We start from the raw sequence: 25,839 nt of genomic DNA, 5'->3' as shown, positions 1-25,839 counted from the left end.
GGATGCGGGCAGCGGCCCGCATCCATCCCTGCACCCCACACATCAGGACAACGAATCATGGGAAAGACCACCGGCTTCATGGAATATGAACGCCTCGAGGAGGGCTACGCGCCCGTCGCCGAGCGCGTGAAGCACTACAAGGAATTCGTCATCGGCCTCGATGACAGCCAGGCCAAGATCCAGGGCGCGCGCTGCATGGACTGCGGCACGCCGTTCTGCAACAGCGGCTGCCCGGTCAACAACATCATTCCGGACTTCAACGACCTGGTCTTCCACGGCGGCTGGAAGAGCGCCAGCGCCGTGCTGCACAGCACCAACAACTTCCCCGAGTTCACCGGCCGCATCTGCCCCGCGCCCTGCGAGGCCGCCTGCACCCTGAACATCAACGACGACGCCGTGGGCATCAAGTCCATCGAGCACGCCATCATCGACCGTGCCTGGGCCGAAGGCTGGGTCAAGCCGCTGCCCAGCAGCCGCAAGACCGGCAAGAAGGTCGCCGTGGTCGGCGCAGGCCCCGCAGGCCTGGCCGCATCGCAGCAACTGGCCCGCGCCGGCCACGATGTCACGCTGTTCGAGAAGAACGACCGCGTGGGCGGCCTGCTGCGCTACGGTATTCCCGACTTCAAGATGGAGAAGTCGCACATCGACCGCCGCGTCGAGCAGCTCGTGGCCGAAGGCGTCAAGATCCGTACCGGCGTGCTGGTGGCGGGCAAGGACGGCCTGGGCGAAGACTCCAAGGTCACCAACTGGGCCAAGGAAACCGTCAGCCCCGAGCAGCTCATGGCCGAGTTCGACGCCGTGCTGCTGACCGGCGGTGCCGAGCAGTCGCGCGACCTGCCCGTGCCGGGCCGTGAACTCAAGGGCATCCATTTCGCCATGGAGTTCCTGCCGCAGCAAAACAAGGTCAACGCCGGCGACAAGCTCAAGGGCCAGCTGCGGGCCGATGGCAAGCACGTCATCGTCATCGGTGGCGGCGACACCGGCTCAGACTGCGTGGGCACCAGCAACCGCCACGGCGCCGTCAGCGTGACCCAGTTCGAGCTGATGCCCATGCCGCCCGAGCAGGAGAACAAGCCCCTGGTCTGGCCCTACTGGCCGATCAAGCTGCGCACCAGCTCCAGCCACGAGGAAGGCTGCGAGCGCGAGTTCGCCATCGCCACCAAGGAGTTCATCGGCGAGAAGGGCCAGGTCACGGCCGTCAAGACCGTGCGCATCGAGATGAAGGACGGCAAGATGGTCGAGGTGCCCGGCAGCGAGCAGGTGCTCAAGGCCGACCTGGTGCTGCTGGCCATGGGCTTCGTCAGCCCCGTGCAGGCCGTGCTCGACGCCTTTGGCGTGGACAAGGACGCACGCGGCAATGCCAAGGCCACCACCGACTTCACGGGCGGCTACGCCACCAGCGTGCCCAAGCTGTTCGCCGCCGGCGACGTGCGCCGCGGCCAGTCCCTGGTGGTCTGGGCCATCCGCGAAGGCCGCCAGGCCGCTCGCTCCATCGACGAGTTCCTCATGGGCACGTCCGACCTGCCTCGGTGAGATGCCAACCCCGGAAGGGGCTTGGCCATAGACAAAGAAAAAGCCCTTGGTGATGAACCAAGGGCTTTTTATTACAGATTCCTCGTGTTTCAGCGTAGGCCCTTGAAACTGGCGCGCCCTAAAGCGAGGGACACCGAGGAAGGGCCTGGGCCGGCCGCGCCGCCCCGCACCGAGGGTGTCATCCCCCTCTGGGGGAAGGCGCGAAGCGACTCAGGGGGAGGGTTTATCCTCTGCCGGCTTGTCCACTGCGGTGCCGGGCTCGGCTTCTTCTTCCGGTGCCTTGGAGACGCGGCTGAACCAGCCGGCGCCCAGGATGCCGATCTCGTAAAGAATGCACATGGGCACGGCCAGGGCCAGCTGGGAGATCACGTCGGGCGGCGTGACCACGGCGGCGATGATGAAGGCCACCACGATGAAGTAGCCACGGAAGGACTTGAGCTTGGCAATGTCCACCAGGCCGAAGCGCACCAGCAGCATGACCACGATGGGCACCTGGAAGGCCAGGCCAAAGGCCAGGTACAGCGACAGGATGGCCTCCACATACGAGGCGATGTCCGGCGTGGCCGCCACGCTGTCCGGGGTGAAGCCCTGGATGAAGGCGAACATCTTGTCGAGCACGAAGAACTGCACGAAGGCGATGCCGATATAGGCCAGCAGGCTGCCGAAGATGATCAGCGGCAGCGCAAAGCGCTTTTCATGGCTGTACAGGCCGGGCGCCACGAAGGCCCACATCTGGTACATGATCCAGGGCAGCACGGCCAGCACGCCCACCATCATCAGCACCTTGAGCGGTACGAAGAAGGGCGTGAACACGCCCACCGCGATGAGCTTGGCATCGGGCGGCATGTGGGCCTTGATCGGGTGGGCGATGAAGTCGATCAGCCCGTTGGGGCCGGGCCACACGGCCAGCACGGCGATCGCCAGACCGATGCCGTAGATGCAATAGAGCAGGCGGTCGCGCAGCTCCATCAGGTGCTGGACGAAAGGCTGCTCGGTGCCTGCCAGCTCGTCGTCTTTAGGTGGAATGTCGGACATGGTGCGAAACCGCGGCGGGCCGCAAGGGCATCCACGGACCTGGGGTGAAAAGCAGAAAGCCCGACGGATCGGGCAGGATTCGGCAATGGCGGGTGCCCGGGTGGCGGAGGCTGGGCTGGTTGCCTCGTGGCCCGCGGCGCGCCGGCATCTTCAGCGGGACTTCTGGGGGCGAAAGCGCGCCACGCGCGCCGCGCCCGACTGCGCCTTGGTGCGCACACCGGCGCGGGCCTTGTACCACTGGGGCACGGCGGCACGCTTGAGGCGCCAGTTCTTGCCCGGGTGGCGGTAGGCCGGCGCCACGGCGCTGTACGTATCGCTGTCGGAGCCGTAGGAAGAGGAGTCGTACGAGGAAGACGTGCCGTTGAGCGATGCCGTGGACTCGTTCCAGTCCTTCTCGAAGTTGGCAGCCGAAGTGTGGATGGATTGCTCGACGTCTCGCGCCGCGCCCTCCACGGTGTCCTTCATCTTGCGCAACTCGTCGAGTTCCATCGAACGGTTGACCTCGGCCTTCACATCGGAGACATAGCGCTGGGCCTTGCCCAGCAGGGTGCCGACGGTACGCGCCACGCGCGGCAGCTTCTCGGGACCGATGACCACGAGGGCCACGGCACCGATGAGCGCCATCTTGGAAAGGCCAATATCAAACATGGAAGCTTGGCGTGCGGGCCATCAGCCCTTTTGCTTGGCTTCGACGTCGATGGTGGTCTTGTCGGCAGCCGTCTGGCCGGCGACCTGGCCGGGAGCGGCTGCGGGAGTGTCGGTGGAGGTCGAACCGTCCTTCACGCCGTCCTTGAAGCCCTTGACGGCGCCGCCGAGGTCGGAACCGATGTTCTTCAGCTTCTTGGTGCCAAACACCAGAACCACGATGGCCAGGACGATCAGCCAATGCCAGATGGAAAACGAGCCCATGAGAATCTCTCCTAAGAATTGCAGGTCATTTTAGACGCCGGGCCATGGCGGCAGTTCGCAAGGCCCCACAAAAGCCGTTTGGCCGACGCAAGAAACAGGGGGGTGCCTCAAGCAAGAGACGGGCCACCTTGTGCCGGGCGGCGGCCGTCTGCCGCAGGCAGCGTGGCCGCTGCGGCGTTTTCAGCCCTTGAGTTTCAGCCCTTGAGCCAGGGGCGGGGGCCGCCCATGACGTGGATGTGCAGGTGGTGGACTTCCTGGCCGCCTTCGGTGCCCGTGTTGACCACCAGGCGAAAGCCGCCGTCGGGATACGGGTTGCAGCCTTGCTCGGCGGCCAGGCGGGGCGCCAGCGCCATCAGGCGGCCCAGCAGCGGGGCGTCCTCGGCCTGGACCTGGGCCATGGAGGGGATGTGCTTCTTGGGCACCATCAGGAAGTGGATGGGCGCGCCGGGATGGATGTCGTGGAATGCGAAGACGTCTTCGTCCTCATAGACCTTGCGGGAAGGGATCTCGCCTTTGGTGATGCGGCAAAACAGGCAGTTCGGGTCGTGGTCGTGCATGGCGCTACAGGAATCCTGGGAAGCTGGCGGTAGGTTGGAAATCAGGCCGGATTGTCGTTGATGCGCAGCGTCTGGCGCACGCCGATGTCGCTGCGGTGCTGCTGGAGCCACTGCTGGCCCTGCTCGCGTCCGAGCTCGAACAGCTCGCGCACGAAGCGCATGTCGGAGCGCGTCTTGGTCGAGGCGCCATAGCCCTTGAGCACGGAGCCGCCGTCCACGCGGTGCAGCAGCACCTTTTTGTAGCGTGTCGGGTCCAGCTTGCCCTGCTCGAGCAGGCGCTTGACGAACTCGATGGCGCGCAGCTCGGCCAGCAGGCCGGCGTTGAAGGTGACCTCGTTCATGCGGTCCATGATGTCGGCCGCCGTGTTGGGCAGATCGGTGTGCTCGATGGGGTTGATCTGCACCAGCAGAATGTCGCTGGACGCCGTGCCGTAGATCAGCGGGTACAGCGCCGGGTTGCCCGAAAAACCGCCATCCCAGTAGGGCTCGCCGTCGATTTCCACGGCCTTGAACAGCTGGGGCAGGCAGGCCGAGGCCATGACCGCGTCGGCACTGAGTTTTCTGCCCGAAAAGATGCAGCCCCGGCCCGTGCGCACATTGGTGGCGCAGACAAAGACCTTGGGCACCACGCCTTCCATGGGCGGATGCGTCAGCGCCTCGAAATCCACGACCCGTTCGAGCAGCTTGCGCAGCGGGTTGATGTCCAGCGGGTTGGTCTGGTAGGGCGAGAAGAACTGGTTGAGCACGCCCATGAAGGGGCTGCCCGGCAGGGGCGCGCCCCACATCAGGCTGCCCATGGTGCCCACGCCTTCCCACAGTTCGGTCAGCGTGGCGCGGGCCAGCTCGGCCCCCAGCGCCTGGGCGGCCACCGGATCGCTTTCCTGGCGTGCAGCCTTGGCAAAGCCCTGGGCCAGGGCCACTGCATTCATGGCCCCGGCGCTGGTGCCGCTGATGCCGTCGAAGACAAGGCTGCCGTCTTCCAGCAGCGCATCGAGCACGCCCCAGGTCAGGGCGCCGTGCGAGCCCCCGCCCTGCAGGGCGAGGTTGATCTTGCAGGTCGGGGTCGGAGTCATGGCGGTTTGCCCGGGACCTTCAGCGGTCCACGGCCTGGTTGCGGTTCATGGCGACCATGCCGCGCACGATGCGGTAGAGGAACCAGATGGAGATGACGGTCCAGGCGATCCAGCCGGGCACGAAGAACAGCAGCCACAGCGGCGCCGTGACCAGGTACAGGATGCCGGCCCAGATCACGCTGCGGATGCGCCACGAGAAGTGATTGGCCATCCAGCTGCCTTCGGCGTCGCCGCGCTTGACCAGATCGATGATCAGTGAGATCACCAGCAGCGCAATGCTGGGCTGTGCGCCTGGCACGACGGCGGCCACGGCCACCACCAGGTGCAGCAGGTAGCTGACCCAGCCCCAGGCCTTGAGGCCTTCGATGCGGGACTGGTCCAGGGCACGGACTTCGATGTAATCGTCATTCATGGCAGCGGTCCTTTCTCGTTCACGTCACGTTCCTGGGCCTTGCGCAGCGCCTTTTCCTCGATGCCGCTGGTGCCTTCGCGGCGCTCCAGCTCGGCAACGACCTGGGCTGGCGTCAGGCCATAGTGGGCCAGGGCGATCATGCTATGGAACCACAGATCGGCCACTTCGTAGAGGATTTTGCCGGCGTCTCCGCCATGGTCTGCGTCCTTGGCGGCCATGACCACTTCGGTGGCCTCTTCGCCGATCTTCTTCAAAAAGGCATCCGGGCCCTTGTGCAGCAGGCGGGCGACGTAGCTCTTGTCGGGATCGCCGCCATTGGCGGGCTTGCGGCTTTCGATGACGGCGGCCAGGCGCGCCAGGGCGTCCTGCGAGGAAGTGTTTGCGGTGTCGTTCATGGTCGTGGAATTCATTTGTAGATCGATTCGGGGTCTTTCAAGACCGGATCGACGGCCTGCCACTGGCCATCGCGCAGCACGCTGTAGAAGCAGCTGTGGCGCCCCGTGTGGCAGGCAATGCCGGGCTCGTGGCCGGTCTGGGTGATCTTGAGCAGGACCACGTCGTTGTCGCAGTCGATGCGCACCTCGTGCACGGTCTGCACGTGGCCCGATTCCTCGCCCTTGAACCACAGCTTGTTGCGCGAGCGGCTGAAGTAGACGGCGCGGCCGAGCTCGGCCGTCTTGGCCAGGGCCTCGCGGTTCATCCAGGCGAACATCATCACGTCGCCCGTGTCCTTTTCCTGCGCGATTACGGGCACCAGGCCCTGCGCATCCCATTTGACTTGATCTAGCCAGTTCATTGCCTGCATTGTGAATATCCTGGGTGGGCATCCCTGTGACAGGATTGTCAGGAATTGCCTGGATTGAAAATACACCCCCTGAGTCGCTTCGCGCCTTCCCCCTCTCTCGCTGCGCGGGAGGGAGACGACAGCCTTGCTGCGGGGCGGCCCTTGCTCGCTGTCCCTGGTCCCTTGGGCCGCGCCGGTTTCATGGGGTGTGGGCGGCGCGAGCGCCATGGAAAACTGAAATGAAGGAGTCCGCCGACGCGCCGTATCAGAGGCGCACGGGCACGCCGCGCTCGGCCATGCGCTGCTTGGCCTGGCCCACGGTGAATTCGCCGTAGTGAAAGATGCTGGCGGCCAGCACGGCGTCGGCGCCGCCCAGGGTCACGCCATCGGCCAAGTCGTCCAGCGAGCCCACGCCGCCCGAGGCGATCACGGGCACGGGCACAGCGTCGCTGACGGCGCGCGTGAGCTTCAGGTCGAACCCGGACTTGGTGCCGTCGCGGTCCATGCTGGTCAGCAGGATCTCGCCCGCGCCGCGGCGCGCCATTTCGGCGGCCCACTGCACGGCGTCCAGGCCTGTGTTCTTGCGTCCGCCGTGGCTGTACACGTCCCAGCCGGGGCCGGCAGCGCGGCCATCGGCGCCCATGCGCTGCTCGTCCTCGGCCGTGCGCCGCTTGGCATCGATGGCCACGACGATGCATTGCGCGCCGTACTTGTCCGAGGCCGCATTGATCACCTCGGGGTTGGCGATGGCGGCCGAGTTGAAGCTGGTCTTGTCGGCGCCCGCGTTGAGCAGGCGGCGCACGTCCTCGACGGTGCGCACGCCACCACCCACGGTCAGCGGAATGAAGACCTGGCTGGCCACGGACTCGATGATGGGCAGGATCAGGTCGCGCCCGTCGCTGGTGGCCGTGATGTCCAGGAAGGTCAGCTCGTCCGCGCCCTGGGCGTTGTAGCGCGCGGCGATCTCCACCGGGTCGCCCGCATCGCGCAGTTCCACGAAGTTCACGCCTTTGACGACGCGCCCTCCCGTGACGTCAAGACAGGGGATGATGCGTTTGGCAAGCATGGGCAGACTCGTGGCTAGGGCGTGAAACAAGGGCGAAAAGATACCACGCCCTCGGCGCCCGCAGGCGCTGCGGGGTTCAGCGCTTGAGGCCTGCGGCCTGGCTTTGCCAGCGCCATGCGTCCTCGCACATGCGGTCCAGGTCCAGCATGGCCTTCCAGCCCAGCAGCCGCTCGGCCTCGGCGGGGTCGGCCCAGCACTGGGCCACGTCGCCGGGGCGGCGCGCCACGATCTGGTAGGGCACGGGACGGCCGCTGGCGCGCTCGAAGGCCTTGACCATCTCCAGCACCGAGACCGGGCGCCCCGTGCCCAGGTTCACGGTCAGCAGGCCCTGCTGCTCGCGCAGATAGCGCAGCGCCGCCAGGTGGCCGCGCGCCAGGTCGGTGACGTGGATGTAGTCGCGCACGCCCGTGCCGTCCGGCGTCGCATAGTCATCGCCATAGACACTGAGCTGCTGGCGCTGGCCGATGGCGACCTGCGACACATAGGGCATGAGGTTGTTGGGGATGTCGCGCGGGTCCTCGCCGATCAGGCCGCTTTCATGGGCGCCCACGGGGTTGAAGTAGCGCAGCCGTGCCAGGCTCCACTGGCCGGGCTCGGCCCGGTCCAGATCGGCCAGCATTTCCTCGATCCACAGCTTGCTGCGACCGTAGGGGTTGGTGGCGGACAGCGGAAAGTCTTCGCGGATCGGCAGGCTGGCCGGATCGCCGTAGACCGTGGCCGAGGAGGAGAACACCAGGCTGCGCACGCCCGCCATCCGCATGGCCTGCAGCAGGGCCACCGTGCCGCCCACGTTGTGTTCGTAGTAGCGCAGCGGCTGGGCCACGGACTCGCCCACGGCCTTGAGCGCGGCGAAGTGGATCACCTCGCGGATGGAGTGCTCGGCAAACAGCCGGTCCAGCGCGGCGCGGTCGCGCACGTCGCCCTCGACGCACAGCGGGCGCCGGCCCGTGATGCGTTCCATGCGTTCGAGCACATCGGGGCTGCTGTTGCTGAAGTTGTCGTAGATCAGGTAGGGCTCGCCCGCAGCGGCGAGTTCCACGCAGGTATGCGAGCCGATGAAGCCGGCGCCGCCTGTGACCAGAATCATGAATACCTTTCATTGGTGATTTTTCTGCCTGCCTAGTATCGCCATAACCCAGCTTCCCCCAGGCTTCAAGGGCGCCGAGCACAAAAGTAGGGAGAAGACACCTTTGCAGACAAAAACCGGTATGCTCGCGCCCGCCTTTCGTCGGACTGACGATAGCTTTTATCAAATCGCCAAGAAATTTGATGTACAAAAACTATGAATCGGCCGCTTTTGGCCGCACCCCGAGGAGAAGGCCGTGAACGCTTTCCTGCGAACCTGCCTGTTTTGCTGGGGGGTGCTGTGCGGCTGGGCGGTGCAGGCCGCCGAGCCGGCGGTTGCCGTCTATTACGGAAACAAGGCCTCGCTCAGTGAACTGAGCCTCTACGACATCGCCGTCGTGGAGCCGGGCCACGGCTACGACCCCGTTCAATTCCGCAAGCAGGCTCCGGGCAGCGAACTCTACGCATATGCCTCCGTGGCCGAGGTGCTGCCCGAGCGCGCCTACTTCAGCAAGATTCCCGAGGCCTGGAAGATGGCGCGCAACGGCGCCTGGCAGTCCATCGTCCTGGACCAGACGCCTGCCCAGTGGCCTGCCTTCTTCGCCGACGAGGTGATCGCACCGCTGTGGAAGCAGGGCTTTCGCGGCTTCTTCCTGGACACGCTGGACTCCTACCGCCTGGCCGCGAATTTCGACGAAAAGGCCCAGCAGGACGGCCTGGTGCGCGTCATCGAGACGCTGCACCAGCGCTATCCCGGCATCCGCCTGATCCTGAACCGGGGCTTCGAGATCGTGCCGCGCGTGCGCGACAAGGTGCAGATGGTGGCGGCGGAGTCGCTGTTGCGGGGCTGGGATGCCAGCCTCAAGCGCTATGTGAACGTGCCCGAGAAAGACCGCGAATGGCTGCTGCAGCAACTGCAGACCATCCGCGAGCGTGACCGCCTGCCGGTGCTGTCCATCGACTACGTGGCCCCGCACGACCGCGATGCCACGCGCGAGACCGCCCGCCGCATTGCGCAGCTGGGCGTCATCCCCTGGGTGTCGGATGCAGGCCTGCAGACCCTGGGCATAGGCCAGGTGGAGGCGGTGGCGCGCAGGGTGTTGATTCTCTACAACGGTGCAGACTATCCGTCCATCAACGGCGCATCGGCGCACCGCTTTCTGGAAATGCCCATCAACTACATGGGCTACGTTGCCGACTACGCCGATGTGCGCGAGCCCCTGCCTGAAGGCGTGGCGCGTGACCGCTATGCCGGCGTGGTGAGCTGGTTCGGCGGCGCGGTGCCCGAGATGCGGGCCAAAAGCGTGCGGCAGTGGCTGGCCAACCAGGTGCAGCAGGGCATGCCGCTGCTGGTGCTCAACACGCTGGGCCTGTCACAGGACCGCACCATGTCGGCCGCCCTGGGCACGCGCAGCACGGAAGCGGCACCCGTGTTCCCGCTGCGGCGCGCCGAGCAGGCGCCACTCATGGGGTTCGAGATACCGCCGGCCGAGCCCGCGCACGACTACGAAGGCTGGGAGTTCACGCCGCAGATGGCCAAGGGCAGCCGCGAGCTGCTGTCCTTCGACGACAAGCGGGGGCGCCGCTTCGTCTCTGCCGCCATCACGCCCTGGGGCGGCTTTGCGCTCATGCCCTATGTGGTGGTGAGCATGCCGGGCACCGACCAGTCGCGCTGGGTGATCGATCCCTTCGCGCTGCTGCGCGAGGCGCTGCGCCTGAAGGATTTCCCCGCGCCCGATGTCTCCACGGAGAACGGCCGCCGCCTGTTGGTGGCCCATGTGGATGGCGACGGCTTTCCCTCCAGGGCCGAGCTGCCTGGCACGCCGTTCGCCGGTGAAGTGCTGCGCCGCGAGATCCTGGAGCGCTACAAGATCCCGCACACCATCTCGGTCATCGAGGCCGAGGTCTCCCCGCAGGGCCTGTATCCGCAGTGGGCCGAGCAGCTGGAGGGCATTGCCAAGCGCATCTTCGCCATGCCCCATGTCGAGATCGCCAGCCATTCCTACTCGCACCCCTTCTTCTGGGAGCCCGGGGCGGCGCCCAACGAGGACGACAGCAAGGAGGTGAATCTCAACCTCCACATCCCCGGCTACCAGATGGACATGAACCGGGAGATCAACGGCTCGGTCGACTACATCCGCAAGCGCCTGGCACCGCCCGGCAAGCCGGTGGACGTGTTCCTGTGGACCGGCAACACGGCGCCCAGCGCCGAGGCCCTGGCCATCTCCGATGCCGCCGGCCTGCTCAACATGAATGGTGGCGACACGGCCATCACGCGCAGCAATCCCTCGCTGACCGAGGTGCGCAGCTGGGGTCTGCGCAAGGGCGGCCACCTGCAGATCTATGCGCCCGTCACCAACGAGAACATCTACACCAACCTCTGGCACGGGCCGTTCTACGGCTTCGAGCGCGTCATCGAGACCTTCGAGATGACCGAGGCTCCCCGGCGCCTGAAGGCCGTGGACATCTACTACCACTCCTACTCCGCCAGCAAACAGGCCAGCATCAAGGCGCTGCACAGGATCTACCAGTGGGCGCTGGCGCAGCGGCTGAACCCGGTCTACAGCTCCGAGTACATCCGCAAGGTGCAAGATTTCTACGAATTCGCCATCGGCCGCGACGCGCAGGGCTGGCGCCTGCGGGGTCCGGGCCAGCTGCGCACGCTGCGCATGCCGCCCGGCATGGCCCTGCCTTCCATGGCTGCCAGCAGCGGCATTGCCGGCTATGCCAAGGGGGCAGACGGCAGCTACCTGCACCTGGCCGGCAGCGCCGGATACCTGGTGCAACAGACGCAACAGGACGCCGCAGGCGCGGCCGCCCACGCGGCGCGCCCCTATCTGGTGGATGCCAATGCCCGGCTCACGCAATGGCAGCCCCAGGCCGACGGCGGCGTGCGCTTCGCCCTGCAGGGCCATGTGCCGCTGGAGCTGCGCATGTACCTGCCTGCCGGCTGTTCGCTGAGTTCCGCGAACGCCGCCACGCCCCTCCTGGCCGTGGCGGGGGCCGATACCGGCAACGCCAACCTCCGTTCCTTCAGAAGTACCCAAAACAGTGTCGAACTCCAAGCGCAATGCCGGGGGCTCTGAGCGCCCCATCACGGTTCCCTTCTGGCTGATCGCGCTGCTGGCGGTACTGATCGGTGGCGCCCTGTGGATGCTGTTTCCCAAGCAGGATCTGGAGCGCCGGCTCTCCGTCACCGGAGATGACTCCGAGCTGTCCTACAACTACCTGAGCAACCTGCTCAAGAGCGATCCCGGCAACGAGAACCTGCGCGCCCTGCTCAAGGCCAAGGAAGAGCGCCTGCAGGCCATCAAGCTGGCGCGGGAAGAGGCGGCCAAGCAGGCACTGCCCAGCGCAGCCGTCCAGGCCTGGGACCACTGGCAGGCCGCCTACCAGGGCTATCTGGAGGCGCAAAAGCAGGACCACCGCGCGGGCGGCCAGGCTGAGGCGCTGGCGCCGCAGGTGATGCAGGCGTTGAAGGACGTGCCGCTGCAGGGGCTGACCCAGGAGCAGGCGCTGTACCTGGCCTCGTCGGCGCTGGTGCTCAAGGACGCACCGCTGGCCCTGGGCATCTACGACGACGTGGCAGAGCGCCAGGCCGATCCCGCGCGCAAGGCGCAGGTCTATGAATCCGCAGCGCGGCAGGCGCTGGGCATGTCCCTGTACGAGGAATCGGCCCGGCTGCTGCGCCAGGCCAGCGCCACGACCGAGGACGTCCAGCAGTCGCGCGCCTACCTCTGGCAGGCCCTGCAGGTACTGCAGTCCGGCAACCGTGCCAACGAAGCGCTGGCGCTGGCGCGCCAGCAGGAAGAACTGCTGGGCAGCGACCCCGAGACGCTACGAAAGCTCATCGGCCTGGCGCGCGCGGCCGGCAACCGGGCCGAGGCCGAGCGCTATGCCAAGCGGCTGCTGCAGCTGTCGCTGCTGCAGCAATGGCAGACGCAGGTGGCCGGGGCTTCGGGCGCCGGTCCGGACCCGGTTGCCGACGACGGCGCCTGGGCGCTGCAGCCCGTGGCCTGGACCGCGCCGGGCTGGCGCATGCTGCGCACGGCCGATCCCGTGCGCAAGCCGCCGCCGGGCCTGCCCTTTGACGACAAGACCTACCTGCTGGGCTACGAGGTATTCCTCGAAAACCGCAACCTGGAAGATGCCTGGCGCGTGGCCACGGCCGCCGTGCGCCAGGCGCCGCAGGACATGGCCTGGCGCGAACGCCTGGCCCAGGTGTCCGAATGGATGGGGCAGCAGCAGCAGGCCCTGGACAACTGGCTGGTCATTGCGCAGAACACGGGGCGCGAGGATGCCTGGAAGACGGTGATGCGCCTGGCGCCGGGCCTGTTCGACGACCGCGCCCTGATTGCCGGCCTGCGCCACCAGTTGAGCCGCCGTCCCCAGGATGCCGCGCTGCAGCAGGCGCTGGTCCAGGCCTACGAGCGCCAGGCCGAGCCCGGCGAGGCCATCGACTATCTGCAAAAGCACGGCAGCACGCCGCAGTCGCAGATCCTGCTGGCCCAACTGGCCGAACGCGCAGGCCGGTCGCAACTGGCGCTGCAGGCCTGGAAGCGTGTGCTTGCCGATCCCGAACAGCGCACGCCGGCCCATGCCATGCCCGCCGCCGTGCTCGCGCTGCTGCAGGGCGAGCCGGCCCTGGGTCTGCGCTGGCTGGAGGATGCGCAGACGCGCATTCCCGCCGGCATGCAGGACGAGGGCGAGTACTGGCGCCTGCTGGGCGACCTGGCCCAGGACCAGCGCCAGGAAGCACTGACGCTGAAGGCCTACCGCCGCCTGCTGCAGACGCCGCACGCCGGCATCAGCGACTACGACGAGGTGATACGCCTGCTGCAGCGCGCCGACCGGCGCGAGGCGGCCCGGATGTCCCTGCACGCCTGGGAGCAGTTCCATGACGTGCGCCATCTGACGCAGGCCTTCTACCTGCTGGAGGACCTGGAGGACTGGACCCAGATCGGCAGCCAGGTCGAACGCATCTTGGCCGACCCGGCCCTGGTCAAGCGCCTGCAGGGCCAGCCCACCTTCTTCCAGATACTGGGCGCCTACTACCAGCGCACGGCGCAATCGAAAAAGGCCATGGAGGCCTTCGAGAAGGGCCTGGCGCTGGACCCCGGCTCCACGCCGCTGCGCCAGGGCCTGATGTGGCTGCTGATCGACACGCAGAATGCAGCGGCCCTCAAGCTGCTGCTGGCGGCGGCCGAGCCTGTCTGGGCGCGCGATGCCGACATGCACGGCGCCCTGGCGGCGGCCTACATGACGCTGTCGCGCCCGGCCGTTGCGCTGGAACGCTATCTGAAGCCGCACCGCGCCGAGCATGCCGACGACTTCCTGTGGATGATGCAGTACGCCGACGCGCTGGAGCAGAACCAGCAGGCCGATCGGGCCTGGAGCCTGAGGCAGCAGCTGTGGACGCGCGAGAAGGTGCGGGCACGCGCCCAGGACGGCGCAGCGGCCCTGGCCGCCCGCAAATGGCTGACGGCCGAGGGGCTGGACGAGGTTCAGCGCCAGGCCCGCAGCCGGCTCATGCTCTTTCATACCCAGGGCGATGCCGAATTCGCCCTGATGCGCGAGCTGCTGCGCATGGACCTGGAAGGCGGGCGCCGCGAGCATTCCGCCGCGGCGGCCGAGCTGGCCATTGCCTGGCTGCAGGAGCGCGGCGAGTACCAGGCCGAGCGTGGCTACCTGTGGCAGCAGTACGCGCGCAGCCGCAGCAAGAGCACCAGCTCGCCGCTGTGGGCCGAGATCACGGTGGCCCTGGCGGAAAAGGATGTGGCCCAGGCCGGGCAGCTGCTGCAGCGCCATGACGAGGCGCTGCCGCGCTATGACCGCATCAACGCGGCAGCCATGGTCGGCGATGTGCGGCTGGCGCAGACGGCGGCCTTCGAGAGCATGGCCGACCAGCCCGACGACGATCCCCTGCACCTGGCGCTGACCGAGCAGCTGCTGGCCTTCAGCGACTACGGCGGCCTGCAACTGCGCAACCGCCGCATGGACGCCATCGACGAGCAGGTCTCCCGGCTGCGCTGGCATGTGGGCCTGAACCCCCGCTGGGCGCTGGACCTGGATGCCGAGGACGTGCGCCGCACGGTCAACAAAAACACCCTGGTGCGCGGCCCCTCGCAGGAGCGGGGCATCGGCCTGCGCCTGACGCGCAAGACGCAGTCGGCCTCCAGCGAATTCATGCTGGGCCGGCGCGAAAGCCTGGAGGGCTACACGCCCATGCAGTTCACGCAGACTTACAACGTGGACAGCCGCTGGAGCCTGCAGGCATCACTGGGCCGGCACCTGGCCACGCAGGAAACGCTGGCCATGCGCATGGGCGGCATGAAGGACCGCGTGTCGCTGGGCAGCAGCTACCAGCTCTCGCGCCTGGACCAGATCACGCTGGAGCTGGCATCTGAGCGCTACCGCGTGCAAAGCGGCGCACGCGTGGGCTCCGGCAACCATGCGACGCTGCAATACCTGCATACCTACCGCAGCGAGGCGCCCACCCTGCAGTTCGGCGCCTTCACCTCCTGGCACCGCTACAGCCGCAACGACCCGGCGCTGCTGCAGGGCCGGGATGCGGCCATCCTGGGTTACCTGCCGCCGTTCAACGATCCCACCATCGACTATCTGCTGCCGCGCAGTTTCCGCTTCTCGGGCCTGCAGATGATGTTCAACACGGGCTACGAGCAGCAGTACACGCGTGCGCTGCGGCCCTACGCCAGCCTGGCCCTGACGCACCACAGCGTCAACGGCGCGGGCTACGAGCTGGGCATGGGCCTGGCCACCAGCCTGTTCGGCGCGGACCACCTCGCCCTGGGCCTGAATCTGTCCAAGTCGGGCATCAACACCGTGGGCAATACCCGCGAGCTGTTGCTGACCTACCGCCTTCACTACTGATCCGAAGACTTCAAGGAGCCTCTCCATGACACACCGCACCACTTTCGTCTCCCGCCTTCGCGTGCTCACGGGTATTGCCCTTGTCGGCCTGCTGTCTGCCTGCTCGACCATCGACCGGGGCACGGCGCCCGCGCTGGAGACGAATGCCAGCTGGGCGGTGCTGCCCTTCGAGAACCACACCGAAACGCCCATGGCCGGCAACCGCGCAGCCGCCATTGCCACGGCGCTGATCAATGCGCGTGGCGTGGGCCAGGTCAAGCGCTACACGGGCGATGCACTGCAGGAAACCCTGTTCGACGGCCGCGAAGCCAAGCGCCGCGATGACGCCCTGGCCTGGGCGCGCGGCGAAGGCGTGCGCTATGCGCTGACGGGCGCGGTGGACGAATGGCGCTACAAGGTGGGCGTGGATGGCGAGCCGGCCGTGGGCGTGACCTTGGAGATCGTGGACGTGGGCACCGGCGCCACCGTGTGGAGCGGCGCGGGCGCGCAAAGCGGCTGGAGCCGCGAGGCCCTGGCCGCCGTGGGCCAGAAGCTGATCCGCAACCTGCTGGGCACAGGCCTGGCCAACGCCCGATAAGCGCATCCAGGGAACGACTCTTCATGCCAGACCAAGCCAGCACGCCCAAGGCGGCACCGCATTCCGCTGCACCGCGCCGCGCCGGCATTGCCGCGGAATTCAGAGGCTCGCCGCTGGGCCTGCTCGTGCAGACGAGCGCCAAGCCCTGGGTGGTGGTGGGCGAGACGCTGCTGCTGCCAGTGCTGGCTCTTTTGATCGGCATGTGGGCCAACCCGGACAACCCCCTGTGGGTGGAGTCCGAGTTCCCCTGGGCCTGGCTGGCGCCCGTGGTGGTGGCCCTGCGCTACGGGCCGGTGGCCGGCCTGTCGGCGGCCGGCGTGCTGCTGCTGGCCTGGCTGGGCGTCAACCAGCGCGATCTGTCGCTGTTCCCGGAACAGTACTTTCTGGGCGGCCTGATCCTGGTCATGGTCGTGGGCGAGATCTCCAGCCTCTGGCGCGCACGCATACGCCGCGCGCGCACGGCGCAGAACTACATGGACCAGCGCACCGAGCAGCTGATCCGCCAGCATTACCTGCTGCGCCTGTCACATGACCGGCTGGAGCAGGAGCTCATAGGCCGCCCCGTGTCCATGCGCGATGCCATCAACGTGCTCAGCGGCCTCAGCGGCGCCGAGGGCGATGCGCAAAGCCTGCTTAACCTGCTGTCGCGCTTCAGCCAGATCAGCGTGGCCAGCCTGGTGCCCGTGCGCAATGAGGTGTTGGACCCCACGCCCATTGCCCAGCTGGGGGGCGAGCGGCCCATCCATGTCCACGATCCGCTGGTGCGCCAGGCGCTGGACAGCCATGTGCTGTGCCATGTCTCGCAAAGCATGGCGGAGGGCCAGCAGACGCAGTACATCGTCGTGGCGCCCATGCTGGACCTGGAAGGCGAGATCTACGGCCTGCTGCTGGTCGAGGAAATGCCTTTCTTCGCATTGCAGGAAGAGGCGCTGCAGACCATCAACCTGCTGCTGGGCTACTACACGGACAGCGTGGCCGCCAACAGCCTGGCTGCGCCGCTGCTGCAGGCCTATCCCGATTGCCCGCCGCATTTCGCGTTCGAGCTGCAGCGCATGGAGCATGTCAACCGCAGCGCGCGCCTGAGCAGCGTGGTGGTGGCGCTGGAGCTGTCGCCCTCGGCTGTGCAGGCCCAGATGGCCCAGCAAATCATGCGGCTGGAGCGCATGCTGGACCGCTCCTGGCTGCAGGAAAGCGATGGCCGGCAACTGCTGGCCATCTTCATGCCGCTGGGCACCAACGCCACGGCCGAGGGCTACCTGAACCGCATCGAGGGCTGGCTGGCCCAGCGCGGCGTGGCCTCGCTGGCCGATGCGGGCATCTTCCCGCGCACCATCTTGCTGGACCGCTGCTCGGCCAGCAGCGTGCTGGAGCGGCTCCATCAGATGGGGCAGGGCCATGCTTAACCTCAAGCTGGCACTGGGTGCGCTGGCCGCGGAAATCGCCTCCTGGAGCAGCCTGTGGCTGCTGCGCAGCCAGTCGGATGCGGCCCTGCTGGGCTATCTCACGGCCCACGGGCTGGCCAGCGGCCTGCTGGCGCTGTGCCTGGCGCCCTTCCTGGCCACCTCGGCCAAGTCGGTGCGCCAGCGGCTGGCTTTGGTGGTGCTGATGGGGTTGTTTGCCTATGCCGTGCCGGTGGCCGGCATTTTGGGCGCCGTGGTCGCCACCATTGCGCTGCACACCCAGCGCGGCCCGCGTGGCGGCCCGCGTTTCCCGGTGATGCCGCTGCCCGATTTCGACCCGCACCAGCAGGCCAGCACCAGCCGCCGCCAGGCGGGCCTGCAGTCCTTCCTGGCCAATCCCAATGTGCCGGTCGCCTCACGCATGCGGGCGATGGTGGCGCTGGGCAGCGTGCCGGGGCGCATTGCCTCGCCCATGCTGCGCACGGCGCTGGGCGATTCCAGCGAAGACCTGCGCCTGCTGGCCTACAGCATGCTGGACGCCAAGGAGCGCGAGATCAGCAAGACCATCCACCAGGAGCTGCAGCTGTTCGAGCATGCCCGCCAGTCCGAGGGCGATGCGCCCTACGGGCCGCGCGGCCTGCAGGCGGCGCGGGCGCTGACCGACCTCTACGCGGAGCTGGTCTACCAGGGCGTGGCGCAGGGCGATGTGCGCGACCACGCCATCAAGCAATCCCTGCACTACTGCGACCTGGTGCTCGCTCAGCGGCCCGACAACGCCTTGCTGCTGCTGCGCCGTGGCCGGCTGCTGCACATGCAGGGCAGGGCGGTGGAGTCGCTGGCCTGCTATGAGCGCTCGCTGGCGCTGGGCATGGAGCCGGCACGCGTCGTGCCCTACCAGGCCGAGCTGCTGTTCGATCGGCGCGAATTCGCCAAGGCGCAGGCCCTGATGCGTTCGCTGGACATCGAGCAGGCCCTGCCGCGCCTGAAGCCCAGCATCCGCTACTGGAGTGCCTCATGAGCCGTGCGAGCCAGTTCCCCACGGCGGCCGATGCGGACATCGCGCTGCTGCTGGAAGGCACTTTCCCCTATGTCAGCGGGGGTGTGTCCAGCTGGGTCAACCAGATCCTGCAGGCCTATCCCGAGCACCGCTTTGCCATCGTCTTCCTGGGCAGCCGGCGCGAGGACTATGGCGATTTCCGCTACGCACTGCCGCCCAACGTGGTGCACTTCGAGCAGCACTACCTGTTTGACGCGCTGCACTCCAATATCCAGCCCGCCCCTTCGCGCGGCCATCCCGAAGCCCTGGCCAAGGCCCGGGAATTCCTGGGCGCGCTGGAGGCGCATGACGGCAGTGCCGAAAGCCGGGCCAAGGTGCTGGCGGCCATGCGCTCCATTGCGCTGGAGCTGCAGCCCGGCGGCAGCCTGCCGCTGGAGGATTTCCTGCACAGCGAATACGCCTGGGACCTGATCCGCGACAGCTACCGGCGCCACTGCACCGACCCATCGTTCGTGGACTTCTTCTGGACCGTGCGCATCATGCTGCAGCCGCTGTGGCTGATGGCGCGCATCGCCCACGGGCTGATCCCGGTGCGCGTGCTGCATACTGTCTCGACCGGCTATGCGGGATTTCTGGGCGGCCTGCTGCACCATGCGCGCGGCCTGCCGCTGGTGCTGTCCGAGCATGGCATCTACACGAAAGAGCGCCAGATCGACCTGCTGCAAAGCTCCTGGATCCGCGACAACCGCAACATCTTCCAGCGCGACCCCATGGAGGTGTCGTTCTTCCGGCAGATGTGGATACGGTTTTTCGACTGGATGGGGCGCTTTTGCTATGGCGCGGCCGATCCCATCATTGCGCTGTACGAGAGCAACCGCCTGCGCCAGGTGGCCGATGGCGCGGCCGCCGAGCGCACGGTCAGCATCCCCAACGGCATCCGCATAGAACGCTTTGCGCCGCTGCGCACCCAGCGGCCCGCCGAGGTGCCGCCCGTGCTGTGCCTGATCGGCCGCGTGGTGCCCATCAAGGACATCAAGACCTTCATCCGCGCCATGCGCCGCGTGGTCAACCGGATGCCCCATGTCCAGGCCTGGGTGGCCGGCCCCACGGCCGAGGACCCGGCCTATGCCGATGAATGCCAGAACCTCGTGGACAGCCTGGGCCTGCAGGCCAACGTCCGCTTTCTGGGCATGCAGAAGGTGGAGGAGCTGCTGCCCAAGGTGGGCGTGGTCGTGCTGTCTTCCATCAGCGAGGCGCTGCCCCTGGTGATCCTCGAAGCCCAGGCCGCAGGCGTGCCCGTGGTCAGCACCGACGTGGGTTCCTGCCGCCAGCTCATCGACGGGCTGGAGCCGCAAGACCAGGCCCTGGGCTCGTGCGGGCGCGTGGTCGGCATTGCCAACCCCGAGGCGCTGGCCGACGCCTGCCTGGAGCTGCTGAGCTCGCCCACGCAGTGGCAGGCCGCCAGCGCGGCCGGGATTGCGCGCGTGGAGCGCTACTACTCCGACCGGCTGCTGTTCGAGCGCTACAGGCAGGTCTATGACAGTGCGCTGCAACAGTCCGAGGAAAAACACTGATGGCCGGCATTGGATTCGAACTGCGCCACCTGCTGCGCAAGAACACGCTGACCAGCGTGCTCCAGGCCTACGCCTATGCGGGCGTCATCGGCTCGGGGCCGTGGGTGTTCTCCATCATCGGCATCCTGCTGGTGGGGGTGTTCAGCGTCAGCGTGGTGGCGCCGCCGCTGCTGGTCACGCAGTTCCAGACCTCGGTCACCTACCTGGTGGCCAGCAGCCTGATCCTGACCGGGGCGGCGCAGCTGGCCTTCACGCGCTTTGTGTCGGACCAGCTGTTCCTCAAGAAGGACGAGAGCATCCTGCCCAACCTGCACGGCCTGCTGCTGGTGGTCGTGGCCACGGCCAGCGCGCTGGGCACGCTGGCGCTGTTCGTGGTGCTGCCGGGCCAGGGCCTGCTGTACCGCGTGCTGATGCTGGCCGGCTTCACGCTGATGTGCGTGGTCTGGGTCATGACCGTGCTGCTGTCGGGCCTCAAGCACTACCGGGCCATTGCCGGGCTGTTCGGCGCCACCTACCTGCTCATCGTGCTGCTGGCGCTGCCGCTGCGCTACTGGGGGCTGGAAGGGCTGCTGGCCAGCTTCGTGATCGGCCACGTGCTGCTGCTGGCCGGCATGTGGATGATCGTGCTGCGCAGCTTTCCGCTGCAGCAGCGCTGGATCGCCTTTGACTTCACGCAGCGCTCGCTGATCTTTCCGGCGCTGATCGGCATCGGCGTGCTCTACAACCTGGGCATCTGGATCGACAAGTTCATGTTCTGGTACTACCCGCCGACCTCGCAGCAGATCATCGGCGGGCTCAGGGCCTCGCTGATCTACGACCTGCCGGTGTTCCTGTCGTACCTGTCCATCATTCCGGGCATGGCGGTCTTCCTGGTGCGCATCGAGACCGACTTCGTCGAGTACTACGACAAGTTCTTCGACGCCGTGCGCGGCGGCGGATCGCTGGAATACATCGAGTCCATGCGCAACGAGATGGTCTACGCCATCCAGGCGGGCCTGGGCGAGATCGCCAAGGTGCAGACGCTGGCCGTCCTCGTCACCCTGGTGGCCGGGCCGGCCATCCTGCAGTTGCTGGGCATCTCCCAGCTGTACCTGCCGCTGCTGCACGTGCAGGTGGTGGGCGCCGGCTTGCAGGTGGGTGTGATGGCCGTGCTCAACGTGTTCTTCTACCTGGACGAGCGGCGCATCGTGTTCATGCTCTGCCTGCTGCTGGTGGCGCTGAACATTGCCTTCACGGGCATCTCGCTGGCGCTGGGCGCCGCGTTCTATGGCTACGGCTTTTGCCTGGCCATGCTGGTGACGCTGTGCGTGGGGCTGTACCTGCTCTCGCGCGAGCTCAACCGGCTCGAATACAAGACCTTCATGCTGCAGTGACCGGCAGGCATCTCTCGCCATTTGCCGATTTGCACGGTCTTGATCCAGCGTGTTGGCGGGGGGCGCCGGTCTGCGCGACAATACGGGATTCGGCGCCGGCACCCAACCGAGACAAAGGTTCCGCCAAGGAACCATTCATTACAACGATTGCGCACCTTGCGTGCAGTGGCCGCCGCCTTTCGCTTTTTCCACTCCAAAGCTTTAAGCCATGAAAAAACGCACCCTCTTGGCCATGGTGGCCCTGTCTGCACTGCTGGCAGCCTGCGGCAAGAACGAGTCCGCATCCACCGCCGCCGCGCCGGTTGCCGCCCCCGTGCCGGCAGCCATGACCAAGTTGGTGATCGGCCTGGACGACAACTTCCCGCCCATGGGCTTTCGTGACGACAAGAACGAGATCGTCGGCTTCGACATCGACATGGCGCGTGAAGCCGCCAAGCGCATGAACGTGGAAGTGGACTTCAAGCCCATCGACTGGAGCGCCAAGGAGGCCGAGCTGGTCGGCAAGCGCGTCGACGCGCTGTGGAACGGCCTGACCATCACCGAAGAGCGCAAGAAGAACATCGCCTTCACCGCGCCCTACATGGAGAACCACCAGATCATCATCGTGCGCGCCAACTCCGACATCAAGGACAAGGCCGGCCTGGCAGGCAAGGTCGTGGGCGCGCAGGATGGCAGCTCGGCCGTGGACGCCATCAAGAAGGACGCCGCCGTGGCCGCCAGCTTCAAGGACCTGAAGACCTTCGGCGACAACATCACCGCGCTGATGGACCTGTCGGCCGGCCGCCTGGACGCCGTCGTGGTCGACGAGGTCGTGGGGCGCTTCCACGTGGCCAAGAAGGCTGGCGAGTACCTGGTGCTCGAGGACAACTTCGGCACCGAGGACTACGGCGTGGGCCTGCGCAAGGAAGACACCGAAGTTCTGGGCAAGCTCGAAGCCGCGCTGGCCGAGATGAAGAAGGACGGCAAGGCCGCCGAAATCGCCTCCAAGTGGTTCGGCAAGGACATCATCAAGTAAATCCGGCACACCATGCGACCGGCAAGGCCAGCCTGGCATTGCCGGTCTTTTGCGTTCTGGGACGCACGCGCCCGTGGCTGCCCGGATCCTGCCGATGCCGGCGGGGCCGCGCACCGCACTGAGGCCATTCGATGGAATATGTAATCTCGCTCATGGGGCCGCTGTCCGCCGGCGCCCTGGTCACCCTCAAGCTCTTCGTCATCACCCTGGCGCTGTCCATTCCCCTGGGACTGTCGCTGGCGCTGATGCGCATCTCCCGCTTTCCCGCCCTGAGCCGGCTGGTAGGCGGATACATCTGGCTGATGCGCGGCACGCCGCTGATGCTGCAGATGCTGTTCATCTACTTCGCGCTGCCCTTCGTGCCCGTGATCGGCGTGCGCCTGCCCGATTTCCCTGCCGCCGTCGTCGCCTTCGCGCTGAACTACGCCGCCTACTTCGCCGAAATCTTCCGCGCGGGCATCCAGTCCGTGGACCGCGGCCAGTATGAAGGTGCCAAGGTGCTGGGCATGAGCTACGGCCAGACCATGCGCCGCATCATCCTGCCGCAGATGTGGGCGCGCATCATCCCGCCTGTGAGCAACGAGACCATCACCCTGGTCAAGGACACCTCGCTCATCTACGTGCTGGCCCTGAATGACCTGCTGCGCGCCGCGCGCGGCATCGTGCAGCGCGATTTCACCATCACGCCTTTCGTGGTGGCCGCAGGCTTCTATCTGGTCATGACGCTGGTGCTGACCTGGATCTTCCAATACCTAGAAAAACGCCATGCAAAGTATGACGCGTGAAACGCGACACCCCCTGAGTCGCTTCGCGCCTTCCCCCTCTTTCGCTACGCGGGAGGGGGACGACACCCTCGGTGCGGGGCGGCCCTTCCTCGGTGTCCCATGCCTGGGTTGCGCCCCTTTCGTCGGCATTGAACATGGGCAACTGACATGAATACCGAAACAATGATCAGTGCGCAGAACATCTGCAAGGGCTTTGGCGGTGTGCCGGTGCTGCGCGGCGTTTCGCTGGAGCTGGCGCGCGGCGAGGTGGTGGCCGTCATCGGTCCTTCGGGATCGGGCAAGAGCACGTTCCTGCGCTGCCTCAACCACCTGGAAACCATTGACAGCGGCCGTGTCGCCGTCGAGGGCGAGGTGCTGGTGGACAGCGGCGCGGACGGCCGTGCCCACTACGTGCCCGAGGCGCAGATCCGCCAGATCGGCCGCAAGATGGGCATGGTGTTCCAGTCCTTCAACCTGTTCCCGCACCTCACGGTGCTGGAGAACATCATCGAGGCGCCGATCGTCGTCAAGGGCCTCAAGCGCGAGCAGATCGTGCCCAAGGCCGAGGCGCTGCTCCACAAGGTGGGCCTGCTGGAAAAGCGCGACGCCTATCCCAACCGCCTGTCGGGCGGGCAAAAGCAGCGCGTGGCCATCGCCCGGGCACTGGCCATGGAGCCGGACATCCTGCTGTTCGACGAGCCCACCTCCGCGCTGGACCCGGAGCTGACCGGCGAAGTGCTGCGCACCATGCGCGAGCTGGCCCAGGAGCACATGACCATGCTGGTCGTGACCCACGAGATGGGCTTTGCCCGCGAGGTGGCCAATCGCGTGATCTTCATGGACAAGGGCGAGATCGTCGAGCAAGGCCCGGCGGAAGCCTTTTTTGCAGCGCCGCAGCACGCCCGGACCCAGGCATTTCTGCAGAACATGTTGTAAAAAAACATCTATCCAATTCGGGCTTTCCCCAGGTCCCGAGAGCGTGCGCCGCTTGTGTAGCAAGCGAAGCATGCTCTTTTTTTTATGGCATTTCTGCCATGACATTCCGAGAAACATACACGGATGTATGTTTATCTCGTGGGGTGGTGAGCAGGCAGCAGCGCCTGTCTGCACAATAGCGGCCTTGCCAGCGAACATTTATCGACCGCACCACAGCATGATCCCAACCGCCTCTTTCGTGGAGTTGCGCAACGTCACCTTCGGCTATGGCGAACGTGTGATCCTGCGCGACCTGTCGCTGCAGGTGCCGCGCGGCAAGGTCACGGCCCTGATGGGGGCATCGGGCGGCGGCAAGACCACGGTGCTTCGCCTGATCGGCGGCCAGCAGCATGCCCAGCAGGGGCAGGTGCTGTTCGATGGCAAGGACGTCACCACCATGGACGCCGCAGGCCTGTACGCCGCGCGCCGGCGCATGGGCATGCTGTTCCAGTTCGGCGCGCTGTTCACCGACATGAGCGTGTTCGACAACGTGGCCTTCCCGCTGCGCGAGCACACCGATCTTCCCGACGAACTGGTCCGCGACATCGTGCTCATGAAGCTGCATGCCGTGGGCCTGCGCGGTGCGCGCGACCTCATGCCCAGCGAGATCTCGGGCGGCATGGCCCGCCGCGTGGCGCTGGCGCGGGCCATTGCGCTGGACCCCGAACTGATCATGTACGACGAGCCCTTCGCCGGGCTGGACCCCATCTCCCTGGGCACGGCCGCCCAGCTGATCCGCGAGCTCAACGACGCCATGGGACTGACCTCCATCCTGGTGTCCCATGACGTGGAGGAAACCTTCCACGTGGCCGACCATGTGGTCATCCTGGGCAACGGCGGCGTCGCCGCCCAGGGCTCGCCAGATGAGGTGCGGGCCAATCCCGACCCGCTGGTGCAGCAGTTCATCCACGCACGGGCCACCGGTCCCGTGCCTTTCCACTACCCCGGCGTGAGCGCCGAGGAAGATTTCGGCAACCCCGCAAGCTCCGGCAAGAGCAACGGCAGGAGGCACGCATGAACCGGCTGCATCCTGCACGCATTGGCGCGGCGGTACGCCAACAGCTGACGCAGCTGGGCATGGGCACGCGCCTGTTCGGCCGCCTGCTCGCCCTCATGGGGCCTGCGCTGGGCCGCCCGCGGCTGATCGGCGACCAGATCCATTTCCTGGGCAACTATTCGCTGGCCATCATTGGCGTGTCCGGCCTGTTCGTCGGTTTCGTGCTGGGCCTGCAGGGCTACTACACGCTGCAGCGCTATGGCTCGGCCGAGGCGCTGGGCCTGCTGGTGGCGCTGTCGCTGGTGCGCGAACTCGGTCCCGTCGTCACGGCGCTGCTGTTTGCCGGCCGTGCCGGCACGGCGCTGACGGCCGAGATCGGCCTGATGAAGGCCGGCGAGCAGTTGTCGGCCATGGAGATGATGGCCGTGGACCCGGTGCGCCGCATCCTGGCGCCGCGCTTCGTGGCGGGCCTGATCGCCATGCCACTGCTGGCGGCCGTTTTCAGTGCCGTCGGCGTGATCGGCGGCTGGCTGGTGGGCGTGGTCATGATCGGCGTCGATGGCGGCGCCTTCTGGGGCCAGATGCAAAACGGCGTGGACTGGTGGTATGACCTGGGCAACGGCGTTCTCAAGAGCCTGGTGTTCGGCGTGGCGGTGACGTTCATCGCGCTGCTGCAGGGCTATGCAGCCAAGCCCACGCCCGAAGGCGTGTCCCGCGCGACCACGCGCACGGTGGTGATGGCCTCGCTGGCCGTGCTGGGGCTGGACTTCCTGCTCACGGCCACGATGTTCAGCCTTTGACCCGGCACCGGCGCCACCTCTCGCAAATCAAGGAAAAACAAA

At 66.8% G+C, this 25,839-nt stretch carries 23 protein-coding genes; 13 read left to right on the top strand and 10 right to left on the bottom strand.

All coding sequences use genetic code 11. The features are described 5' to 3' along the window. Positions 1 to 57 precede the first annotated feature (57 nt). Positions 58 to 1,533 carry a glutamate synthase subunit beta gene (locus tag DACI_RS28110; protein ID WP_012207355.1) on the top strand — a complete coding sequence of 492 codons (1,476 nt, stop codon included), beginning with the start codon at positions 58 to 60 and terminating at the stop codon, positions 1,531 to 1,533. 210 nt (positions 1,534 to 1,743) lie between these two features. On the opposite strand, the gene tatC is transcribed toward DACI_RS28110, so the two are convergent. The 10 genes from tatC to galE all read right to left on the bottom strand — a co-directional run bounded on the left by tatC (position 1,744) and on the right by galE (position 8,456). After that, positions 1,744 to 2,568: a twin-arginine translocase subunit TatC gene (gene tatC, locus DACI_RS28105; RefSeq protein WP_012207354.1), complete on the bottom strand. Its 825-nt coding sequence runs from the start codon at positions 2,566 to 2,568 to the stop codon at positions 1,744 to 1,746. A 150-nt stretch (positions 2,569 to 2,718) separates the two neighbouring features. Then, on the bottom strand, positions 2,719 to 3,216 hold the full coding sequence (gene tatB, locus DACI_RS28100) for a Sec-independent protein translocase protein TatB (protein ID WP_012207353.1): 498 nt from the start codon (positions 3,214 to 3,216) through the stop codon (positions 2,719 to 2,721). Positions 3,217 to 3,237: 21 nt separating this feature from the next. Further along, entirely contained in the window at positions 3,238 to 3,477 is a 240-nt protein-coding gene (tatA, locus tag DACI_RS28095) for a Sec-independent protein translocase subunit TatA (RefSeq protein WP_012207352.1), read from the bottom strand. A 194-nt stretch (positions 3,478 to 3,671) separates the two neighbouring features. Further along, the gene (locus DACI_RS28090; protein ID WP_012207351.1) at positions 3,672 to 4,034 is read right to left on the bottom strand and encodes a histidine triad nucleotide-binding protein; all 363 of its coding nucleotides are present in this window, start codon (positions 4,032 to 4,034) and stop codon (positions 3,672 to 3,674) included. 41 nt (positions 4,035 to 4,075) lie between these two features. Then, positions 4,076 to 5,107 carry a patatin-like phospholipase family protein gene (locus DACI_RS28085; RefSeq protein WP_012207350.1) on the bottom strand — a complete coding sequence of 344 codons (1,032 nt, stop codon included), beginning with the start codon at positions 5,105 to 5,107 and terminating at the stop codon, positions 4,076 to 4,078. 19 nt (positions 5,108 to 5,126) lie between these two features. Next, entirely contained in the window at positions 5,127 to 5,519 is a 393-nt protein-coding gene (locus DACI_RS28080) for a DUF4870 family protein (protein ID WP_012207349.1), read from the bottom strand. After that, positions 5,516 to 5,929 carry a phosphoribosyl-ATP diphosphatase gene (locus DACI_RS28075; RefSeq protein ID WP_012207348.1) on the bottom strand — a complete coding sequence of 138 codons (414 nt, stop codon included), beginning with the start codon at positions 5,927 to 5,929 and terminating at the stop codon, positions 5,516 to 5,518. Before DACI_RS28075 ends, DACI_RS28080 begins: the two co-directional genes overlap by 4 nt. Next, entirely contained in the window at positions 5,926 to 6,324 is a 399-nt protein-coding gene (hisI, locus tag DACI_RS28070; protein WP_012207347.1) for a phosphoribosyl-AMP cyclohydrolase, read from the bottom strand. Before hisI ends, DACI_RS28075 begins: the two co-directional genes overlap by 4 nt. 244 nt (positions 6,325 to 6,568) lie before the next feature. After that, positions 6,569 to 7,369 carry an imidazole glycerol phosphate synthase subunit HisF gene (gene hisF, locus DACI_RS28065; protein WP_012207346.1) on the bottom strand — a complete coding sequence of 267 codons (801 nt, stop codon included), beginning with the start codon at positions 7,367 to 7,369 and terminating at the stop codon, positions 6,569 to 6,571. Positions 7,370 to 7,445: 76 nt separating this feature from the next. Then, positions 7,446 to 8,456 carry a UDP-glucose 4-epimerase GalE gene (galE, locus tag DACI_RS28060; RefSeq protein ID WP_012207345.1) on the bottom strand — a complete coding sequence of 337 codons (1,011 nt, stop codon included), beginning with the start codon at positions 8,454 to 8,456 and terminating at the stop codon, positions 7,446 to 7,448. Positions 8,457 to 8,691: 235 nt separating this feature from the next. Here galE and DACI_RS28055 point away from each other — a divergent pair, with 235 nt between their 5' ends. The 12 genes from DACI_RS28055 (at position 8,692) to mlaE (ending at position 25,797) form a co-directional block, all read left to right on the top strand. Next, positions 8,692 to 11,520: a bifunctional glycoside hydrolase 114/ polysaccharide deacetylase family protein gene (locus tag DACI_RS28055; protein WP_012207344.1), complete on the top strand. Its 2,829-nt coding sequence runs from the start codon at positions 8,692 to 8,694 to the stop codon at positions 11,518 to 11,520. Beyond that, positions 11,486 to 15,325: a tetratricopeptide repeat protein gene (locus tag DACI_RS28050; protein WP_012207343.1), complete on the top strand. Its 3,840-nt coding sequence runs from the start codon at positions 11,486 to 11,488 to the stop codon at positions 15,323 to 15,325. Before DACI_RS28055 ends, DACI_RS28050 begins: the two co-directional genes overlap by 35 nt. Positions 15,326 to 15,350: 25 nt before the next feature. Continuing rightward, positions 15,351 to 15,902: a hypothetical protein gene (locus DACI_RS28045; protein WP_012207342.1), complete on the top strand. Its 552-nt coding sequence runs from the start codon at positions 15,351 to 15,353 to the stop codon at positions 15,900 to 15,902. A 23-nt stretch (positions 15,903 to 15,925) separates the two neighbouring features. Next, positions 15,926 to 17,305, top strand: a complete 1,380-nt coding sequence (locus tag DACI_RS28040) for a PelD GGDEF domain-containing protein (protein ID WP_012207341.1) — start codon at positions 15,926 to 15,928, stop codon at positions 17,303 to 17,305. Continuing rightward, positions 17,298 to 18,320, top strand: a complete 1,023-nt coding sequence (locus tag DACI_RS28035; RefSeq protein WP_012207340.1) for a hypothetical protein — start codon at positions 17,298 to 17,300, stop codon at positions 18,318 to 18,320. Before DACI_RS28040 ends, DACI_RS28035 begins: the two co-directional genes overlap by 8 nt. Beyond that, positions 18,317 to 19,873, top strand: a complete 1,557-nt coding sequence (gene pelF, locus DACI_RS28030; RefSeq protein WP_012207339.1) for a GT4 family glycosyltransferase PelF — start codon at positions 18,317 to 18,319, stop codon at positions 19,871 to 19,873. Before DACI_RS28035 ends, pelF begins: the two co-directional genes overlap by 4 nt. After that, entirely contained in the window at positions 19,873 to 21,246 is a 1,374-nt protein-coding gene (pelG, locus tag DACI_RS28025; protein ID WP_012207338.1) for an exopolysaccharide Pel transporter PelG, read from the top strand. The genes pelF and pelG overlap by 1 nt, the downstream gene beginning before the upstream one ends. Positions 21,247 to 21,454: 208 nt before the next feature. After that, entirely contained in the window at positions 21,455 to 22,261 is an 807-nt protein-coding gene (locus tag DACI_RS28020) for an amino acid ABC transporter substrate-binding protein (RefSeq protein WP_012207337.1), read from the top strand. Between the two features lie 131 nt (positions 22,262 to 22,392). Further along, a complete protein-coding gene (locus tag DACI_RS28015; RefSeq protein ID WP_012207336.1) occupies positions 22,393 to 23,046 on the top strand; it encodes an amino acid ABC transporter permease in 654 nt (217 codons plus the stop codon). Between the two features lie 147 nt (positions 23,047 to 23,193). Further along, entirely contained in the window at positions 23,194 to 23,961 is a 768-nt protein-coding gene (locus tag DACI_RS28010) for an amino acid ABC transporter ATP-binding protein (RefSeq protein WP_012207335.1), read from the top strand. 217 nt (positions 23,962 to 24,178) lie between these two features. Continuing rightward, positions 24,179 to 25,018 (top strand): ABC transporter ATP-binding protein, encoded by an 840-nt coding sequence (locus DACI_RS28005; protein WP_013800794.1) that lies wholly within the window; start codon positions 24,179 to 24,181, stop codon positions 25,016 to 25,018. Continuing rightward, a complete protein-coding gene (mlaE, locus tag DACI_RS28000) occupies positions 25,015 to 25,797 on the top strand; it encodes a lipid asymmetry maintenance ABC transporter permease subunit MlaE (RefSeq protein WP_012207333.1) in 783 nt (260 codons plus the stop codon). Before DACI_RS28005 ends, mlaE begins: the two co-directional genes overlap by 4 nt. Positions 25,798 to 25,839 lie beyond the last annotated feature (42 nt).

This window comes from Delftia acidovorans SPH-1 (assembly GCF_000018665.1).
Classification (GTDB): Bacteria; Pseudomonadota; Gammaproteobacteria; order Burkholderiales; family Burkholderiaceae_C; genus Comamonas; species Comamonas acidovorans.
This window is presented reverse-complemented; position numbering and strand designations above follow the sequence as displayed.

Excerpts from the sequence above, each read along its gene's own strand:
- DACI_RS28110 (WP_012207355.1), top strand. The coding sequence starts at position 58 with ATGGGAAAGACCACCGGCTTCATGGAATATGAACGCCTCGAGGAGGGC.
- tatC (WP_012207354.1), bottom strand. The coding sequence starts at position 2,568 with ATGTCCGACATTCCACCTAAAGACGACGAGCTGGCAGGCACCGAGCAG.
- tatB (WP_012207353.1), bottom strand. The coding sequence starts at position 3,216 with ATGTTTGATATTGGCCTTTCCAAGATGGCGCTCATCGGTGCCGTGGCC.
- tatA (WP_012207352.1), bottom strand. The coding sequence starts at position 3,477 with ATGGGCTCGTTTTCCATCTGGCATTGGCTGATCGTCCTGGCCATCGTG.
- DACI_RS28090 (WP_012207351.1), bottom strand. The coding sequence starts at position 4,034 with ATGCACGACCACGACCCGAACTGCCTGTTTTGCCGCATCACCAAAGGC.
- DACI_RS28085 (WP_012207350.1), bottom strand. The coding sequence starts at position 5,107 with ATGACTCCGACCCCGACCTGCAAGATCAACCTCGCCCTGCAGGGCGGG.
- DACI_RS28080 (WP_012207349.1), bottom strand. The coding sequence starts at position 5,519 with ATGAATGACGATTACATCGAAGTCCGTGCCCTGGACCAGTCCCGCATC.
- DACI_RS28075 (WP_012207348.1), bottom strand. The coding sequence starts at position 5,929 with ATGAATTCCACGACCATGAACGACACCGCAAACACTTCCTCGCAGGAC.
- hisI (WP_012207347.1), bottom strand. The coding sequence starts at position 6,324 with ATGCAGGCAATGAACTGGCTAGATCAAGTCAAATGGGATGCGCAGGGC.
- hisF (WP_012207346.1), bottom strand. The coding sequence starts at position 7,369 with ATGCTTGCCAAACGCATCATCCCCTGTCTTGACGTCACGGGAGGGCGC.
- galE (WP_012207345.1), bottom strand. The coding sequence starts at position 8,456 with ATGATTCTGGTCACAGGCGGCGCCGGCTTCATCGGCTCGCATACCTGC.
- DACI_RS28045 (WP_012207342.1), top strand. The coding sequence starts at position 15,351 with ATGACACACCGCACCACTTTCGTCTCCCGCCTTCGCGTGCTCACGGGT.
- DACI_RS28040 (WP_012207341.1), top strand. The coding sequence starts at position 15,926 with ATGCCAGACCAAGCCAGCACGCCCAAGGCGGCACCGCATTCCGCTGCA.
- DACI_RS28035 (WP_012207340.1), top strand. The coding sequence starts at position 17,298 with ATGCTTAACCTCAAGCTGGCACTGGGTGCGCTGGCCGCGGAAATCGCC.
- pelF (WP_012207339.1), top strand. The coding sequence starts at position 18,317 with ATGAGCCGTGCGAGCCAGTTCCCCACGGCGGCCGATGCGGACATCGCG.
- pelG (WP_012207338.1), top strand. The coding sequence starts at position 19,873 with ATGGCCGGCATTGGATTCGAACTGCGCCACCTGCTGCGCAAGAACACG.
- DACI_RS28020 (WP_012207337.1), top strand. The coding sequence starts at position 21,455 with ATGAAAAAACGCACCCTCTTGGCCATGGTGGCCCTGTCTGCACTGCTG.
- DACI_RS28015 (WP_012207336.1), top strand. The coding sequence starts at position 22,393 with ATGGAATATGTAATCTCGCTCATGGGGCCGCTGTCCGCCGGCGCCCTG.
- DACI_RS28010 (WP_012207335.1), top strand. The coding sequence starts at position 23,194 with ATGAATACCGAAACAATGATCAGTGCGCAGAACATCTGCAAGGGCTTT.
- DACI_RS28005 (WP_013800794.1), top strand. The coding sequence starts at position 24,179 with ATGATCCCAACCGCCTCTTTCGTGGAGTTGCGCAACGTCACCTTCGGC.
- mlaE (WP_012207333.1), top strand. The coding sequence starts at position 25,015 with ATGAACCGGCTGCATCCTGCACGCATTGGCGCGGCGGTACGCCAACAG.